Raw genomic sequence first — 16,567 nt, forward strand, 5'->3', positions numbered from 1 at the left:
GGATGGTTCCCGTATTTGCAGGCCGGCGTGGATTATACCTTTAACCGCTCTGCCCTGGTAAAGGATATTGGCCGTTTGTACTGGAAGGAGCTGGACTGGCACGGCGGCATTACTATTCCCTTGCTGCTGTCGTCCGGTAAGTATGGCCGCAGCTTATCCGTAGGCTCCAACTATCACTACCTGCGCAGTTACCCGGATGGTTTTAAGTTCCGGGATGAGGGCATACAATATTTAAACAACACACTGGTGTTTAGCAACCAGCGCATTAAAGCGCCACAGAATATTTATAGTCATTTCGGGCAATACCTGTACCTGCAATACACCCACTCCATTGATGAAGTGCCGGCAGAGCAGTTCTATGGCCGTTTTGACCTGTACCTGCCGGGGCTATTCCCCAATCACAGCATTGTATTACAGGCCGCTTACCAGCAGAAGGATACTATGCAGCGCTATTCTTTTTCAGATAACTTCGTGTATGCGCGGGGGTATAATGAGCCGTTTTACGGGCATATTTATAAGCTGGGCGCAAACTATCATTTCCCTATTGCTTATCCCGACTGGGGTTTTGCGCAGCTTATTTATCTGATGCGCTTGCGGGGCAACGCATTTTACGATTACAGCCAGGCCTACAACTTCCGTACTAAGACCAGCCGGCGTTTTGCCTCAACAGGCGGAGAGCTTTTCTTTGATACCAAAATAGGCAATACCATTCCTTTCTCATTCGGCGTTCGCTTCAGCCATCTCCTGGATCCCGATCCTGTAGAGGCTACCCGCAACCGTTTTGATTTTATATTGCCGCTGCAGCAGCTGTTCAGTTACTGAACAGAATTAATAATTAAGAATGAATAATTAATAATCGCAATGCCGTACTACTAGCGATTTAATTAATAATAAGGATGGAATAGTTATAATCACAATGCAAGTACTTAGCATGAAGTTATTTCTTATTAAGGCTAACTAATCATAATGATGAATAAATAACCAATGATCATAGGCTCGGTATCACAACCGCAAAACTTACCCTCCGATTATTAATTATTCATTCTTAATTATTAATTACCTAACAACAATCCTCAATTCCGGCACCCGGTAATACTTATCGCCGGTATACTTAATAATAATGTTATCGAAATACAGTACCTCATTCCGTTGCAGCACTTCTTTCAGGCGGCTGCTCCAGAGGGAAGGAAGTTTATCAGCCTTAAAACTATCGCCGGTAAAATCAGAATACACGCCCGGCTGGCCGGTGGTATCATTCAGGTAAGCTTCTTTTTTCTCGTAGGTGAAGTCAAACGATACTACAGGGAAAGTATGGTTCTGCTGATCGCGTACTACCAGGGCAGAATCCAGTAGTTTCAGCACTTCGGGCCTGGGCAGGGTATCGCTCAGGAATATGCCCCAGCTGGTGCGGAACCGCAGGTTGGTTTTGCCTGTTGTACCGGTAGTGGCAGCAGCCGTTTTGCCGGACCCTGGTTTGCCTTTACCCGGTTTAGATTGCGCATTCAGCGGCAAACCCGCCGCGCATAAAAGACTGAAAATTAAAAAGGTTTTCTGCATAATGGATCAGTGTAGTTGCGGCATTTATTGCCTCAACCGGCGGAACAGCAGGTGGCCGGGAACAATTCCCCTGGCAGCTTCCTGCAAACCGCTGATTATATAAAACGTTAGCCGGTTATAAAAAGTATAAGGTAACGCATTCAATTATCCCTCGTCCCACCCTCTGTCCATTCTCTACCCATCCTTATCATCCCCTTCCCATCTCTACTTATCTTATCCACTCCCTCACATCCTACTTCCCAAGATACAGCATTTATGCCGCGCTCATGACTGTTTTTCTGTACGCGCTCAGGCTCATGTTACGGTGCTTTTTAAAGAACTTATTAAGATGGCTTTCATCTGCAAACCCAAATTCCGCTACGATCTCATTGATCAGTTTATCACTGAACTTTAACCGGTGCTCGATCAGCCGCATTCTGTACTGCGCAATGAACTGCTGAATAGTTTCGCCGCACTGCTTCTTAAAATAGCTGCCCAGGTAAGCTTCCGATAAGCTGGCTTCTTTGGCGATGGTAGCCGCTTTCAGCTTTTGCGGGTCATAAATGTTATTCTGTATGTAACGGATGATCTCCTGGATCCGCTGATCACTGTTGGGTTTAACGTTCGATGGCTTCATCATCGAAATGTTCCTTGCAGCAATAACGATCAGCGCATTTACAAAATGCATGGTCAGGTCCTGGTAATAGGGATCGTTCTGCTGTTGCTGTTGCAATAAAAGCAGCTCAACTATCTTTCTTACGCGTACCATATCGGATTTGCATTGCATAACACAGCCCGATACACGGGTGGCATAATACAACAGGCATTCCAGGCAATCCAGGCTTTTCCAGCGGTATTCCTTTACATAGCTGCTGTTAAGCCGGATCAGCAAAAGGTCGGTTGGGCCTGAGGTCTCAAAGGCATGAGTATCACTGGGGTTCATAAGGATAAAAGCCCCCTCCTTGTAAAAGGCCCGGTTGTCATTCATCTGTACAATGCCTGTCCCGGAGATCACATAAGCCATCTGGAAAAAGCTGAACAGCGTTTCTTTCATGGGCGGCCCATCCAGCGTTTTGCGTACCACCTCCACCAGTTGATGCATGTTTTCTCTGACCATGGCGTAAATGTACCATTTTATCATAGAAATGTACTGATATGTAGGCCTTTTGTCAGTCTATTTTTGTGAAATACAGATAAGCTTATGAATGAAACGCTTCACAGCAGCAACAAAATGGCACTTGCAGCCGTATGCCTGGCATCGCTCATGTTTGGTCTTGAAATATCCAGCGTGCCGGTTATATTACCCACACTTGAAAAAGTGCTGAATGGCAAATTCAGCGATATGCAATGGGTAATGAATGCCTATACCATTGCATGCACCACGGTGCTGATGGCCACCGGTACCCTGGCCGACAGATTTGGCCGCAAGCAGGTATTTATCATCAGCATTATTGCTTTTGGCATTACCTCCCTGTTTTGCGGTTTGTCGCAGCAGGTATTGGGGCTTATCATCAGCAGGTTCTTTCAGGGCCTGGCTGGCGGCGCTATGTTCATTTGCTCCATAGCCATTCTTTCGCACCAGTTCAGGGAAGGGAAGGAGCGTAGTAAAGCCTTTGCCATATGGGGCATTGTTAGCGGCATTGGCCTGGGATTAGGCCCCATCATAGGTGGCTTTATTGTTGCCATCTCCAGCTGGCAATGGATCTTCCTGGTATTTGTTCCTTTATCGGCCCTTTCACTGATCCCCGCATTTGCAGGCGTACAGGAATCCCGTGATCCGCTGGCGCAGCAGCTGGATGTATGGGGCATTGTAACGCTTTCGCTGGCTGTTTTTGGCCTGGCCTTTTACATTACACAGGGGCCGCAGCTTGGCTTTGGCAGCGCATCTGCCCTGGGTATTCTGGCAACCGCTGTCATTAGCTTTTTGCTTTTTATATGGGTAGAGAAAAGAGCCCCTCATCCCATGTTTGATTTTTCTGTTTTCCGGATCCGCGAGTTTTCAGGCGCCATCATCGGATGTATTGGAATGAATTTCAGCTTCTGGCCCCTGATGATCTACCTGCCGGTGTATTTTCAAGGCGGCTTAGGCTACAACAGCATTACCACCGGTTTGTTCCTGCTGGCCTATACAATACCCTACTTTGTGATGTCGCCTGTTGCAGAACGTCTGCTGCTGCGTTACAGGCCGCAGATCGTTATCCCACTGGGCTTGTTCACCATTGGGCTGGGTTTTATACTAATGAAGTTTGGCGGCAGCGTAGCGCATGCCAATGGCTGGACCCTGCTGCCGGGCATTCTGCTGGCAGGCATCGGCATTGGTTTAACCAATACGCCTGTTACCAATACTACAACAGGATCTGTATCGGCCGACCGTGCCGGTATGGCTTCAGGCATTGATGTAAGCGCCCGCCTGATCACGCTGGCCATCAACATTGCTGTAATGGGATTTATTTTGGTAGAGGGGATTGCGGCGCATCTGAAAGGCGCTTTCCATGGGGCATTCACTATGGGCCGTTTATATGCCCTGTCTCAAACAACGGCAGCAGGCGGTTTTGAAAGCCTGCAACACCAATATCCCGAACTCTCCTCCCTGGACCCCTCAGGGCTTACCGTTCATGCTGCCTTTACGCACGGCTTTGAATGGGTGATGCTATACGGCGGCATCGGCGTATGGGCATTGGCGTTATTAAGCTTTATCATCTTCCGGAAAAAATCATTCTGATCAAAATAAAAATCCGCTACAGCCATTTACTGTAGCGGATTTCCTAATATAAACCAGCATATTTATTTTCACATCATTCAATCCATCACAAACACCAGCACATTAGCATATTAGCACATCAGCACATTCCCAACCGTCACAAACATCAGCACAATAGCATATTAGCATATTCCAAACCACCTGCACAATTCCAATCCATCACAAACACCATCACATTAGCATATTAGCACATCAGCACATTCCAATCCATCACAAACATCAGCACATTAGCATATTAGCATATTCCAAACCACCTGCACAATTCCAATCCATCACAAACACCAGCACACCAGCACATTAGCACATCAGCACATTCCCAACCATCTGCACATTTGCACATTTGCATATCTGCACATCAACTACATTGCTTTCAAACTCTCCGTGATCGCCCGTATCTTCTCTTCCGCATCTGCCTTCTTCTTCCGCTCTGCAGCCACTACTTCCGGTTTGGCATTCGATACAAAACGCTCATTCCCCAGCTTCTTTTCTACTGATTCCAAAAAGCCCTGCTGGTATTTCAGGTCAGCTTCCAGCTGCTCTTTCTGCGCGCCGGTATCCAGGGTATGTTCTGTTTCCAGGTAAAACTTATCTTTCTGCACCACCAGCGTAATGCTGCCGGCTACTGCTGTTTTCGTATATACAATAGCTTTAGCATTTACCTGTTTGGCCAAAATGCTTTCAATTTGTTTAAAGGCATTTTCGTGCACGGTATCAATATGCAGCGTAATAGGATCTTTTGGTTTTATCTGGTGTTTATTACGTGCATCGCGTATGCTGCTGATCACTTCCTTGGCCAGCGCGCCTTCTACCAGCAAAGCATGGTGCGGGGCGGCAGGTTTAACAAATTGTTTTACGATCAGGTCATCACCGGCATTGCGCGCTTGCAGCTGCTGGTAAATTTCTTCCGTTACAAACGGCATAAAGGGGTGCAGCAGCTGCATCAGCTGGTCAAAGAAGTCCTGCGTTTTGCGGAATACTGCGGCATCAATGGGCTGTTCAAAACCAGGTTTCACCCATTCCAGGTACCAGCTGCAGAAATCGTCCCATATCAGGCTGTAAATGGTTTTCAGCGCTTCGCTTAAACGGAAGTCCTTGAACAGGTCAGCCACCTGGCCCTGCACTTCCTGTAAACGGCTCTCGAACCATTTCACCGCAAAGTTCTCTTCTGCCAACTGCCCACTGCCCACTGCCGACTGCCTTCCTTCCCACATCTTCACCAGCTTCAGCGCATTCCATATCTTGTTACAGAAGTTACGGCCCTGTTCACAGCTGGCGTCATCAAACAGCAGGTCGTTACCCGCAGGTGACGAGATCATGATCCCAAAACGCACGGCATCTGCACCAAACTGGTGGATCAGCTCCAGCAGGTCGGGCGAGTTGCCTAATGATTTACTCATCTTACGGCCCTGCTTATCACGCACCATGCCGGTAAAGTATACATCGCTGAAAGGCTTTACCTGCTTGTATTCCAGCCCGGCCATGATCATACGTGCCACCCAGAAGAAAATAATATCCTGCCCGGTTACCAGCACAGAAGTAGGGTAGTAGTAGTTAATATCTTTATTACCCGGCTGGCTGATGCCGTTAAATACTTCAATAGGCCATAACCAGGAGGAGAACCAGGTATCCAGCACATCCTCATCTTGCCGCAGGTCCTCTATTCGTAATCCGGCATTCGTAATCCGTAATTTCTCCAGCGCTTCTTCCGCAGTTTCCGCTACTTCAAAGCTGCCATCCGGTGCGTAAAAGGCCGGTATACGCTGGCCCCACCACAGCTGGCGGGATATACACCAGTCCTTCACATTCTCCATCCAGTATTTGTAGGTAGCCAGGAAACGGTCGCCGGGGTGTATGCGTACATCCCCGTTCACCACCGCATCCAGGGCAGGTTTGGCCATTTCAGCCATCTTCACAAACCACTGGGTGCTAATACGCGGCTCTACCACGGTATCAGGGTTACGCTGGCTGTAACCCAGGCGGGTAGTGTATTCCTGCTCTTTTACCAGCAGGCCCTGCTCCTGTAATGCCGCCACGGTTTTCTTACGGGCTACAAAACGGTCTTCGCCAATAAATACGCCGGCAGCAGCGCTCAGGGTGCCATCTTCATTCAGCGTATCTACGATCTCTAAATTATGTTTCAGGCCCAGGTTATAGTCATTGATATCGTGCGCAGGGGTTACCTTCAGCGCACCGGTACCAAAAGCCGGGTCTACATATTCATCAAATATTACCGGCACCTTACGGTTCACCAGCGGCACCACGGCATAGCGGCCTTTCAGGTGCGCATAACGCTCGTCATTGGGGTTTACGCAGATCGCGGTATCGCCCATAATGGTTTCTGGGCGCTGGGTGGCAATGGTAATATAGTCGCCGGTAGGGTTGTTCTCACTATCTACAATAGCATAGTTCACATAATACAGCTTACCCTGCAGGTCCTTGTAATCCACTTCCTCATCGCTCAGGGCCGTTTTAGCCTTGGGGTCCCAGTTGATCATGCGGGCGCCCCGGTATATGAGCCCTTTTTGATACAGGTCTATAAATACTTTTATAACAGCCTGGTAATAATGGTCGTCCATGGTAAAGGTTACCCGGTCCCAGTCACAGGAGCAGCCCAGCTTTTTGATCTGCTGGTAAATGATGCCCCCGTATTTTTCCTTCCACTCAAAAGCATGTTGCAGGAAGGTTTCCCGGGTAAGCTGCGATTTCTCGATGCCCTTTTCCCGTTTCAGCATATCTACCACCTTGGCTTCCGTAGCAATAGAGGCATGGTCAGAACCCGGCACCCAGCAGGCATTGAACCCGCTCATGCGGGCGCGCCGTACCAGTATATCCTGTACGGTCTCATTCAGGGTATGCCCCATGTGTAATACCCCGGTTACGTTGGGTGGCGGTATTACCACGGTAAAAGCAGGTCGGCCATCCGGCTGGCTCCTGAAATATCCTTTGTCCATCCAGTGCTGATACCATTTCTCTTCCGTAGCTGCCGGCAGGTAATTCTTTGATAATTCTTCCATGCATTCAAATATAAGTCTGCAAAAATAAAGGAGATTAGGCATAGATGGAAATCACCCCGCCCTCCCCGTCAGCTAAAAAAATGTTTTTTTAGCAATTATCACTGTAAATCCACCATTTATTAAAGTTTTCTAGCCAAATGCGAACTTCCCTTTTCCCAATATCCTTAGGCATGCTAATATTGCATATATGTTTACAAGTTTAATAACCCCTGGTTTGTTAAGAGAGAGCATGTTGCAAACTAGATAATGTACTGTTTTTCAATTTTTTTTCATTTACCCCAAACAAAAAGCATGAAACAGCTATTCTACAGCCCCATTGCTGCAAGCAAACGTAGCCCTGTGCTACCTTTCAACAGCATCGGTCAGCGCTACGGTACCAACCGTACACCGAACACCACCCCGAACCGGATCAAACAATTATTAATGGCCGTATTATGCAGCGCCCTGGTTACACCAGCCATGGCAGTGCACCACAACGCCACACCGGCTGCCGCTTACCACCTGCGGGCAGAGGTGAACATCCGGTACGACAGCAAAAGCGGCAAAATGTCTATCAAAGCCACAGACGCAACTTTGTCAGACCTGGTAAGCAAGCTGGAAGCCGCCTACAACATCCGCCTGTTTGTAATGGAAGTATCTATGGATACTAAAGTTACCTGCGATGTGCAGGACAAGTTCATTGACGATGCCCTGCGCGAAGCCCTGCCGCCATCCGCCCGTTTCTTTTACCGTTTTATGAACGGCAGCACAGAAGTGGAAGACCGTAAGCCGGAGGCCCGGCAGATACGCTCCCGTATCACCAGCGCCACCGCTATCAAAACACAGCTGAAAGCCCAGCCGGTAGCCATGGGCATTAAACCGGCTGAAACAGTTGTAACGGAAAAAAGAACCGCCCGCACCGCCATCATAGCCAGCAGGGCCGGTAATATGCCCACACAGGTAGCCGCCACCAACATACGCGCACAGCAACTGGTAGCCTTACCCCAGCAAACAGATGACTATTATGTAAAAGTAACCGTGAAAGTAACCCCCAATGGTTATGAGCCGGTAAGCTACACCAAAGTGCAGGGCAACCTGGTGAACGACAGCACCGCCTCCGGCGATTTTGTGTACCAGCTAAAGGATAATGGCCGGGATGTATACACCGCCGCTATTGATGATCCGCTGGAGCTGCACAGCTATTCCCCCAATGGCAGCCACAAAATATTGCAGGCCAAAGAAGCCTTCATTAACATCACCCTTCCCAAACAGGTATTGGATAAGAATGCAGTAGCAGCGCCCTCCCTGGAGTTTTCCCGCATCCGCGGCGAAGTAGTGCCGGAGAACCGCAACATAAAAATGCTGCAGGCCACCACGCTGCAACGCAAAGGCCTCATCAGCACCGAAGCCCTGCAAAAAGTGATACAAAGAAAATAACCTGTAACCACCACACATACCCCAAAGAAAACAAGTCATGAAAAAGATCCTTTTCAGCATATTTATATGCTGCACTATAAGCGCAGCCATAAAAGCGCAAACCGTAACAGAAGTGTTGCGCAACGGCTCCAATGGCGCCAAACTGAACCTGGTGATCATAGGCGATGGGTTTACCGCCGCCGACCAGGCCGCGTATAATACCCACGTAACAAACCTGGTAAAGAACCTTTTCAGCAAAGATCTGTACGATGAAACGATGGATGCGTATAACATTTACCGCATCAACGTAAACTCTACCCAGTCCGGCGTAACAAAGGTAAATGCCAGCGGTACCGTAACCACCGCACGCAACACCGCCCTGGATTACCGTTACAGCGGTATCTGGGACCGCTGCTGGATGGAGCCCGGTCCCAACACCGCCACCCGCCTCAATAACCTGCTCACCACCCTGGTGCCGCAGTACAATTATGTGTTCATTATTCTGAATGAAACGGGCTTTGGCGGCTGCGCCGGCGGCGGCAAGCTGGCTATTACCCGTGGTGCAGATGATAATGATCCGGGATGGTCAACAGCAGCCCATGAAATGGGCCACATGGTAGGCCTGCTGGCAGATGAGTATACCGTGAACTGCGATAACTACACCAGCGAAGAGCCTGCACAGGTAAACGTGACCAAGAACACCAACCGCGCTACTTTAAAGGGAGAGTGGAAGAATTTTGTACCCGCCTCCCGCCCGGTACCCACCATTTCCGGTTGCAGCGCGGCTAACCCTTCCGGTAATGATACGGATGAAGATGCCGGCGTGTTTGAAGGCGCCCAGTATACTGGTCTTGGCAAGTTCCGTCCGGCGTATAACTGCCGTATGAAAGGTAACTCACCCCTGTTTTGCCCCGTATGTTATAACCAGATGCAGGCAAGGGTAAAACCTTACCGCAGCTATAATTTCAACAACTCTTACGCAGGTGATTTCACCGGCGATGGCAAGGGCGACCTGGTAGTGCATTATGGCAACAGCATTTCCATGTACAGCTCCGACGGCAGTAAAATGAACCACGTATTCACCGGCACCGAAAGGGTGAACACCGGCGGATCCAGCTGGCAATTCAAACCCGGCGATAAATTTTATGTAGCCGATTTTGATGGCGACGGTAAAAAAGACCTGTATGTATTTAACAGTGGCGACTGGGGCAGCTACGGCCCTTACTTTGCCCTGTTACGCTCTACCGGCACCGGTTTCGACTGTGTAAAACGCTATGATAAAACCCTGGAAGGCTGGCAAATGTCTGCCGGAGATGATTTTTATGTAGGCGATTTTGATGGTGATGGCAAAGAAGACTTCTACATTGTGAACACCACCACCTGGAGCACCAAGTATGTAGGGATGATGAAAGCCGCCTCCAACAAAATGAGCTTTATAAAAAGGTATGATAACAACCTGGGCGCACCCGGCTACTGGATCATGGCTAAGAACGATGAGTTCTATGTTGGCGACTTTGACGGCGATAAAAAAGCCGATCTGTACATGGCCAACCTGAAAGACTGGACCACCAATTATGTAGGCATGCTCAAATCCACCGGCGCCACGCTGAACTGCATCCGCGTGTTTAATAACACCCTGCCCGGCTGGACCATGGCCGATAACGACCAGCACCTGGTAGGTGATTTTGATGGAGACGGTAAAGCAGATATGTATGTATTCAATGGCACCAACTGGAACCCGGAATACCTGCTGATGCTGAAATCCACCGGCAGCAACCTTTCTTACGTAAAACGTTTTGATGGCGTAATACCCGGCTGGGAAATGGCCCCCAATGATCGTTTATACGTTGCCGATGCCAATGGCGATGGTAAAAAGGACCTGTACATTTATAATACCAGCAACTGGGATAAAGAGTACCTGGGCATCCTCACCTCTAACGGCACCACTTTAAGCGGCACCTGGCAAAAGGACTGGATAGGCAGCTGGAACTTAGGTAGCGTAGATAAGCTGGCTGTTACCAACTTCAATGGCGGCGCCGGTTGGGACGATCTGTTCATTTACAATACCAGCTGGTTTGGCATGCTGCGCTCCAATACCACCAGCTTATCGCAGGTGTACATTAGCCCCAATTACATTCACAATTTCAAGTATCATAAATTAGGCTGGTGGTAAACCAAGCTTGCTACAAAACAAAAAGCCGGGTCTCATGACCCGGCTTTTCTATTGTTATTCATGTCTTTCCCATGTGTTTCTCATGTCTTTCCCTACTAAATCCCATGTGTTTCCCTAGTGAATCCCTAGTGAATCCCTAGTGCATCCCATATTAAAAGCGCATGCACTCCCTATTAAAAGCGCATACCATTCAGGGTAAAAGCGCATAAAGGCCTCTTTCCGCACTACTTTTCCCTACGCTAAATACTAAATACCCCGCACCACTACTCTCACCCTTCATGCTATGGACCATCGACTATGGACCATGGACTCCTTCACCCTCTATACCCCTCCACGATAAACTCCTCTCACGCTCCATGCAATGGACCATGGACCATCGACGGCGGCCGAAGGCCGCCTTACGCCATCCCCTCAATCACCTCACAGGTCCTGGCTACCATTTCCGGCGTAATATCCAGGTGTGTTACCATTCTTACCTGTGTGCTGGAAATAGGCATTACTTTAATGCCCTCCCTTTTCAGGTGTTCTGTAAAAGATACCGGGTTCCAGGCGCCCAGTACTTCAAAGATAAGGATGTTGGTTTCCACCGGCAGCATATGCCCGGTGAAAGTTTTTTCCAGCAAGGCGTTGGCAATCTGTTTGGCATGTATATGATCCTGTTCCAGCCGCTGTAAATGGTTTTCCAATGCATAAATGCCGGTGGCCGCCATATATCCGGCCTGCCTTAATCCGCCGCCAAACTTTTTACGGATGCGGCGTGCTTCGCGGATGAATGCTTCGCTGCCCAACAGCACAGAGCCCATGGGGCAGCCCATGCCCTTATTAAGGCAAACGGAAATAGAGTCAAATACACTCCCATAAGCCTTCGGATCCTGCCGGGTGGCGATCAGGGCATTGAACAGGCGGGCGCCATCCAGGTGAAGGGCCAGCTTATTCTCCTCGCATACGCTTTTGATCTTTACCATTTCTTCCCAGTCGTAACAGCAGCCGCCGCCCCGGTTAGAGGTGTTTTCCAAACACACCAGGGAGGTGCGGGCTTTATGTACATCATCGGGGTTAACAGCCGCAGCTACTTCAGCAGCATTGATCATGCCGCGCTCCCCATGGATAGGGTGTACCTGGGCGCCGGCATTAAAAGCAATGCCACCCCCCTCATAAATATATACATGCGCCTGGTGGCCGCAGATCACTTCATCGCCGGGCAGGGTATGGGCTTTAATAGCAACCTGGTTGCTCATGGTGCCGGAAGGGCAGTAAAGGCCTGCCGCTTTGCCAAAAAATTCTGCCATCATGGCTTCCAGCCGGTTTACGCTGGGGTCTTCTCCAAACACATCATCGCCGGTTTCTGCTTCCGCCATGGCCTGTAACATACCAGGAGTAGGGCGGGTAAAGGTATCGCTTCTGTAATCTATGGTCATTTTCGTTAAATGGTTTGCAATGGAATTAAGTATAAATTAGTTAAGATTTTAATTTAAAGGTGGTTTATTATCAATTGTTAAAAATTGTATAAACTGGCAAAATTACCCACTAAATGGCTATTAAAATCCGTTATAATAGAGTATTTTGTTAACAGCAAAGTAACACCTGTAAGGAATTTGGTAGAGTGGAGTATTAGCACGATCTTTGCAGGCTATTTTAGCGAAATAGGAAATTTTACAAGATATAAAATTTCTCAATTGCAACAAAATTAACGCTACGCTGTTAATTATTTAATAAACCAATTCACTTTAATATGAGGCAACTTAAAATTGCCACCCAGATCACAAACCGTGATTCGCAGGCGGTAGAAAAATACCTGCAGGAAATATCAAAGATCCCTTTGTTAACACCTGAGGAAGAGACTGTTTTGGCACAACGTATTAAAATGGGTGACCAGAAAGCTCTTGAAAGACTTACAACCGGAAACTTGCGTTTCGTAGTTTCTGTAGCTAAACAATATCAACACCAGGGGCTGAGCCTCAGTGACCTTATTAATGAAGGCAATTTAGGGTTGATCAAAGCTGCACAGAGATTCGATGAAACAAAAGGTTTCAAATTTATCTCTTACGCTGTATGGTGGATCCGCCAGTCCATTTTACAGGCGTTGGCAGAGCAGGGCAGATTAGTCCGCTTGCCTCAAAACAAAATTGGCACTTATAATAAAGCGAACAAAGCTTACATGGCATTTGAACAGGAGAATGAAAGAGAGCCTTCTACAGAGGAGCTGGCAGAGATCCTGGAAATGTCCGAATCGGAAATAAACAACATCTTTCAAAGCAATACCCGCCATATGTCCTTAGATGCCCCGGTACACGAGGCAGAAGATGTAGCCATGGGCGACTTGCTGGAAGGAGGCGACATTACCGATGATGATGTAATGCGGGATTCACTGCGCGAAGAAATTCGCCGGGTCTTAAAATCCTTGAGCCCGCGGGAAGCAGAGATCGTGAACGCTTATTTTGGTCTGGATGGTGAAAACGGAGCAACAATTGAACAGATCGGACAAAAGTACGATCTAACCAAGGAAAGGATCCGCCAAATCAAGGAACGCGCCATTAAACGGCTCCAGAAAGCCCGTTACAGTGGCTCATTGAAATCCTATTTAGGATAAAAATGATTTACGACCTTAGATTTACGATTTTAGATTTGATGAAAACACTACGCTCTTATCAAATCTAAAATCGTAAATCTGAGATCTAAAATATAAACACCGTCCGTAGATCATGGCCGGTGTTTTTTTATTACCCTGCGTAACCGTATTTTTGTAAGCTATATGCGTATCCAAACCTTGTTCCTTGTTGGTTGCTGCGCATTTGCCGCCTGTGAAAAAGACGTGACAGTGGACCTTCCACAGGGAGAGGCGCAAATGGTAATAGAAGGAACAATAGCCACCGGTAAGTATCCGGAAGTGATACTTACGCGCAGCCTCAGTTATTTTAGCCATATTACAGTTGATCAGCTCAAAGCAGCCTTTGTGCACGGCGCCGTTATTACCATATCAGATGGTGCTAACACCATGCAGCTGAAGGAATTCTCTAAAGACACTACCAATAAGGTAAAGTGGTATTATTATGCCGCAGATACCACACAGGCAGGCGCCTTTAAAGGAGTGAACGGCAGCAGTTATACACTTCGTGTAGTCGTGGCAGATACTGTGTACCAGGCAGTTACCACTATTCCGGCCACCGGCATGGTTATAGACTCGCTCTGGTCAACCGGTACAAGCCAGGGCGATAATTTAGCCAAGCTAATGGCCCGCATATCGGACCCGCCGCAAAGTGGTAATTATGTACGCTATAAAACCGCAAAGAATGGAGGGGTGTTCCGGCCAGGTATCAACTCTACCATCGATGATCAGATCGTGAACGGCACCCATTTTAATATTATGCTGGAAGCCGGGCACGACAGAACACAGGAGATCAATTATGATACCTACGGTTACTTTAATAAAGGAGATAGCGTACGTATAGAGTTCAGCAACATTGATAAAGCCACTTTTGATTTCTGGCGCTCGCTGGACTTTGCTTATGCCAGTAACGGGAATGTGTTCGCGTCCCCCATACAGGTAAGAGGCAATATACAGGGCGCATTAGGCTACTGGGGCGGTTATGAAACCACCTACAGGAGTATAAGAATCAGGAAATAGTAGACATAATATAGATTAGTATTTAGTATGGAAAACACACAACAGCAGGAACATGTACATGTTTTGATCATAGGTTCCGGGCCGGCAGGTTATACCGCTGCTATTTACGCAGCCAGGGCCAACCTGAAACCGGTGTTGTACCAGGGTATTCAGCCCGGCGGACAACTAACCATTACTACAGAAGTAGAGAACTATCCCGGTTATCCCCAGGGTATCCAGGGGCCGGAAATGATGGTGGATTTTGAAAAGCAGGCAGCCCGTATGGGAGCCGACATACGTTATGGTATGGCCACCTCCGTTGATTTCTCCGTTCGTCCCTATAGAGTGGTGATCGAAGAAGAGAAGGTGATCACTGCCGATGCCGTGATCATAGCCACCGGCGCATCCGCCAAATGGCTGGGCCTCCCTTCTGAACAGCGCCTGAACGGCAGCGGCGTAAGCGCCTGTGCCGTGTGCGACGGTTTCTTTTTCCGCGGTAAAGAGGTAGCCATTGTAGGCGCCGGCGATACCGCTGCAGAAGAAGCCCTGTACCTCTCCAAAATGTGCACCACCGTGCATATGATCGTACGCCGCCATGAAATGCGCGCCTCCAAGGTTATGCAGGACAGGGTAATGAAAACCTCCAACATTATTGTATACTGGAACTCCGAAACCAAGGAAGTGCTGGGCGATAAAAAAGTGGAAGCAGTAAGGCTGATCAATAATCAGACGAATGTTGAAACCGATATTCCCGTAAGCGCATTCTTTGTAGCCATTGGCCACCAGCCTAACTCTGGTATTTTTAATGGTTTTGTGGAGATGGATGAGCAGGGATATATAAAAACCATCCCCGGCACCTCCTGCACCAATATAGAAGGGGTATTTGCCTGCGGTGATGTACAGGATAAAATATACCGTCAGGCGGTAACAGCAGCCGGCAGCGGTTGTATGGCAGCCCTGGATGCAGAAAGATACTTATCCGCGCTGGAACACAGCACCCTGCAGCCAGGCCAGCTGGAACACAGTAATTAATGTGCTGATGTGCTAATATGCTGATGTGCCGGTATATCTGCCAGTACAGCGATACCATCGTTATTGCTAAATATCAGCACATTAAATAACAAATACCAGCACATTAGCACATCAGCATATTAGCACATTAAAACATCATGTTAACAATCGCCCTGGAACAACTTAAATTCCGCGCTTTTCATGGTTTTTACCCTGAGGAGCGGATCATTGGCAATGATTTTATCCTGGATGTGTATGTTACCATTGCAGATACCATCCCGGTAGATGAGCTGTCGGACACCGTTAACTACCAGGACATTTTTACCATTGTAAAAGCGGTAATGGCCGTTCCACAGCCCCTGCTGGAGCAGGTGGTGGCCGGCATCAGCCATACCATCCGGGAAAGGTACCCCCGGGTTAAAAAAACGGTGGTAACCCTCCGCAAAATGAGCCCGCCCATGGGTGCAGAGGTACGGAACTCCCTGGTATCGCTGGAAAAAGAATACTAATAGAGCATAAAGCGCAAAGCATAAAGGGTAAAGCATAAAGGGTAAAGCATAAAGCGTAAAGCAGAAAGCAAAAAGCCCTAAAAGGGCCTTCAAAAAAGCGTTAACAGCAAAAAGCAATCGGCTTTATGCTTTCAGCCTTAAGCTTTTAGCCTAGAAAAGCAGCTTTCTGCTTTTAGCTTTCTGCTTTCAGCCTAGAAAAGCAGCTTTCTGCTTTTAGCTCTCGGCTTTCAGCTCAAAAAGCAATCAGCTTTATGCTTTCTGCCTTAAGCTTTCAGCCTAGAAAAGCAGCTTTCTGCTTTTGGCTTTCGGCTTTCAGCTCAAAAAGTAATCAGCTTTATGCTTTCTGCCTTAAGCTTTTAGCCTAGAAAAGCAGCTTTCTGCTTTTAGCTTTCGGCTTTCAGCTCATTATTAAATATTATTATTATTTTTATATAAATAAAATAAACTAACCCATCCTATGGCACAAAAGTTCATGATGGCCGCCTTTTGCCTGCTTTTTAGCACCGGCGCCCTATACGCCCAGAACGTGGATGAAACCTTGGAACAGGCCAAACAGTTGGAAAA

11 protein-coding genes and 1 pseudogene are annotated in these 16,567 nt (G+C 48.0%); 8 read left to right on the forward strand and 4 right to left on the reverse strand.

Features of this window, described 5'->3' with window-relative positions:
• Positions 1-822: pseudogene (locus tag VIM87_RS20665) on the forward strand (hypothetical protein); the annotation flags it as partial.
• Positions 823-1,056: 234 nt separating this feature from the next.
• On the opposite strand, the gene VIM87_RS20670 reads toward VIM87_RS20665, so the two are convergent.
• Both VIM87_RS20670 and VIM87_RS20675 read right to left on the reverse strand, forming a co-directional pair.
• Complete coding sequence (locus VIM87_RS20670; RefSeq protein ID WP_331998842.1) at positions 1,057-1,557, reverse strand: hypothetical protein; 501 nt, start codon at positions 1,555-1,557, stop codon at positions 1,057-1,059.
• A 253-nt stretch (positions 1,558-1,810) separates the two neighbouring features.
• A complete protein-coding gene (locus VIM87_RS20675) occupies positions 1,811-2,653 on the reverse strand; it encodes an AraC family transcriptional regulator (RefSeq protein WP_331998843.1) in 843 nt (280 codons plus the stop codon).
• A gap of 84 nt (positions 2,654-2,737) precedes the next feature.
• Here VIM87_RS20675 and VIM87_RS20680 point away from each other — a divergent pair, with 84 nt between their 5' ends.
• Positions 2,738-4,258 carry an MFS transporter gene (locus tag VIM87_RS20680; RefSeq protein ID WP_331998844.1) on the forward strand — a complete coding sequence of 507 codons (1,521 nt, stop codon included), beginning with the start codon at positions 2,738-2,740 and terminating at the stop codon, positions 4,256-4,258.
• 398 nt (positions 4,259-4,656) lie between these two features.
• On the opposite strand, the gene VIM87_RS20685 is transcribed toward VIM87_RS20680, so the two are convergent.
• Positions 4,657-7,311, reverse strand: coding sequence for a valine--tRNA ligase (locus VIM87_RS20685; protein ID WP_331998845.1), 2,655 nt, complete (start codon positions 7,309-7,311; stop codon positions 4,657-4,659).
• A gap of 291 nt (positions 7,312-7,602) precedes the next feature.
• Between VIM87_RS20685 and VIM87_RS20690 the strand changes: the two genes are divergently transcribed.
• Both VIM87_RS20690 and VIM87_RS20695 read left to right on the forward strand, forming a co-directional pair.
• Positions 7,603-8,727 carry a hypothetical protein gene (locus VIM87_RS20690; RefSeq protein WP_331998846.1) on the forward strand — a complete coding sequence of 375 codons (1,125 nt, stop codon included), beginning with the start codon at positions 7,603-7,605 and terminating at the stop codon, positions 8,725-8,727.
• A gap of 37 nt (positions 8,728-8,764) precedes the next feature.
• Complete coding sequence (locus tag VIM87_RS20695; RefSeq protein ID WP_331998847.1) at positions 8,765-10,879, forward strand: M64 family metallopeptidase; 2,115 nt, start codon at positions 8,765-8,767, stop codon at positions 10,877-10,879.
• A 398-nt stretch (positions 10,880-11,277) separates the two neighbouring features.
• Here the strand turns inward: VIM87_RS20695 and VIM87_RS20700 are convergent, their stop codons facing one another.
• The gene (locus VIM87_RS20700; RefSeq protein WP_331998848.1) at positions 11,278-12,297 is read right to left on the reverse strand and encodes a GntG family PLP-dependent aldolase; all 1,020 of its coding nucleotides are present in this window, start codon (positions 12,295-12,297) and stop codon (positions 11,278-11,280) included.
• 314 nt (positions 12,298-12,611) lie between these two features.
• Here VIM87_RS20700 and VIM87_RS20705 point away from each other — a divergent pair, with 314 nt between their 5' ends.
• From VIM87_RS20705 to VIM87_RS20720, 4 genes are all read left to right on the forward strand, one after another.
• Positions 12,612-13,469 (forward strand): sigma-70 family RNA polymerase sigma factor, encoded by an 858-nt coding sequence (locus VIM87_RS20705; protein ID WP_089914758.1) that lies wholly within the window; start codon positions 12,612-12,614, stop codon positions 13,467-13,469.
• 162 nt (positions 13,470-13,631) lie between these two features.
• Complete coding sequence (locus VIM87_RS20710; protein WP_331998849.1) at positions 13,632-14,504, forward strand: DUF4249 domain-containing protein; 873 nt, start codon at positions 13,632-13,634, stop codon at positions 14,502-14,504.
• A 27-nt stretch (positions 14,505-14,531) separates the two neighbouring features.
• A complete protein-coding gene (gene trxB / locus VIM87_RS20715; RefSeq protein ID WP_331998850.1) occupies positions 14,532-15,515 on the forward strand; it encodes a thioredoxin-disulfide reductase in 984 nt (327 codons plus the stop codon).
• Positions 15,516-15,652: 137 nt separating this feature from the next.
• Positions 15,653-16,003, forward strand: coding sequence for a dihydroneopterin aldolase (locus tag VIM87_RS20720; protein ID WP_331998851.1), 351 nt, complete (start codon positions 15,653-15,655; stop codon positions 16,001-16,003).
• The last annotated feature ends 564 nt before the right edge of the window (positions 16,004-16,567 follow it).

This window comes from Chitinophaga sp. (assembly GCF_036569125.1).
Lineage (GTDB): Bacteria > Bacteroidota > Bacteroidia > Chitinophagales > Chitinophagaceae > Chitinophaga.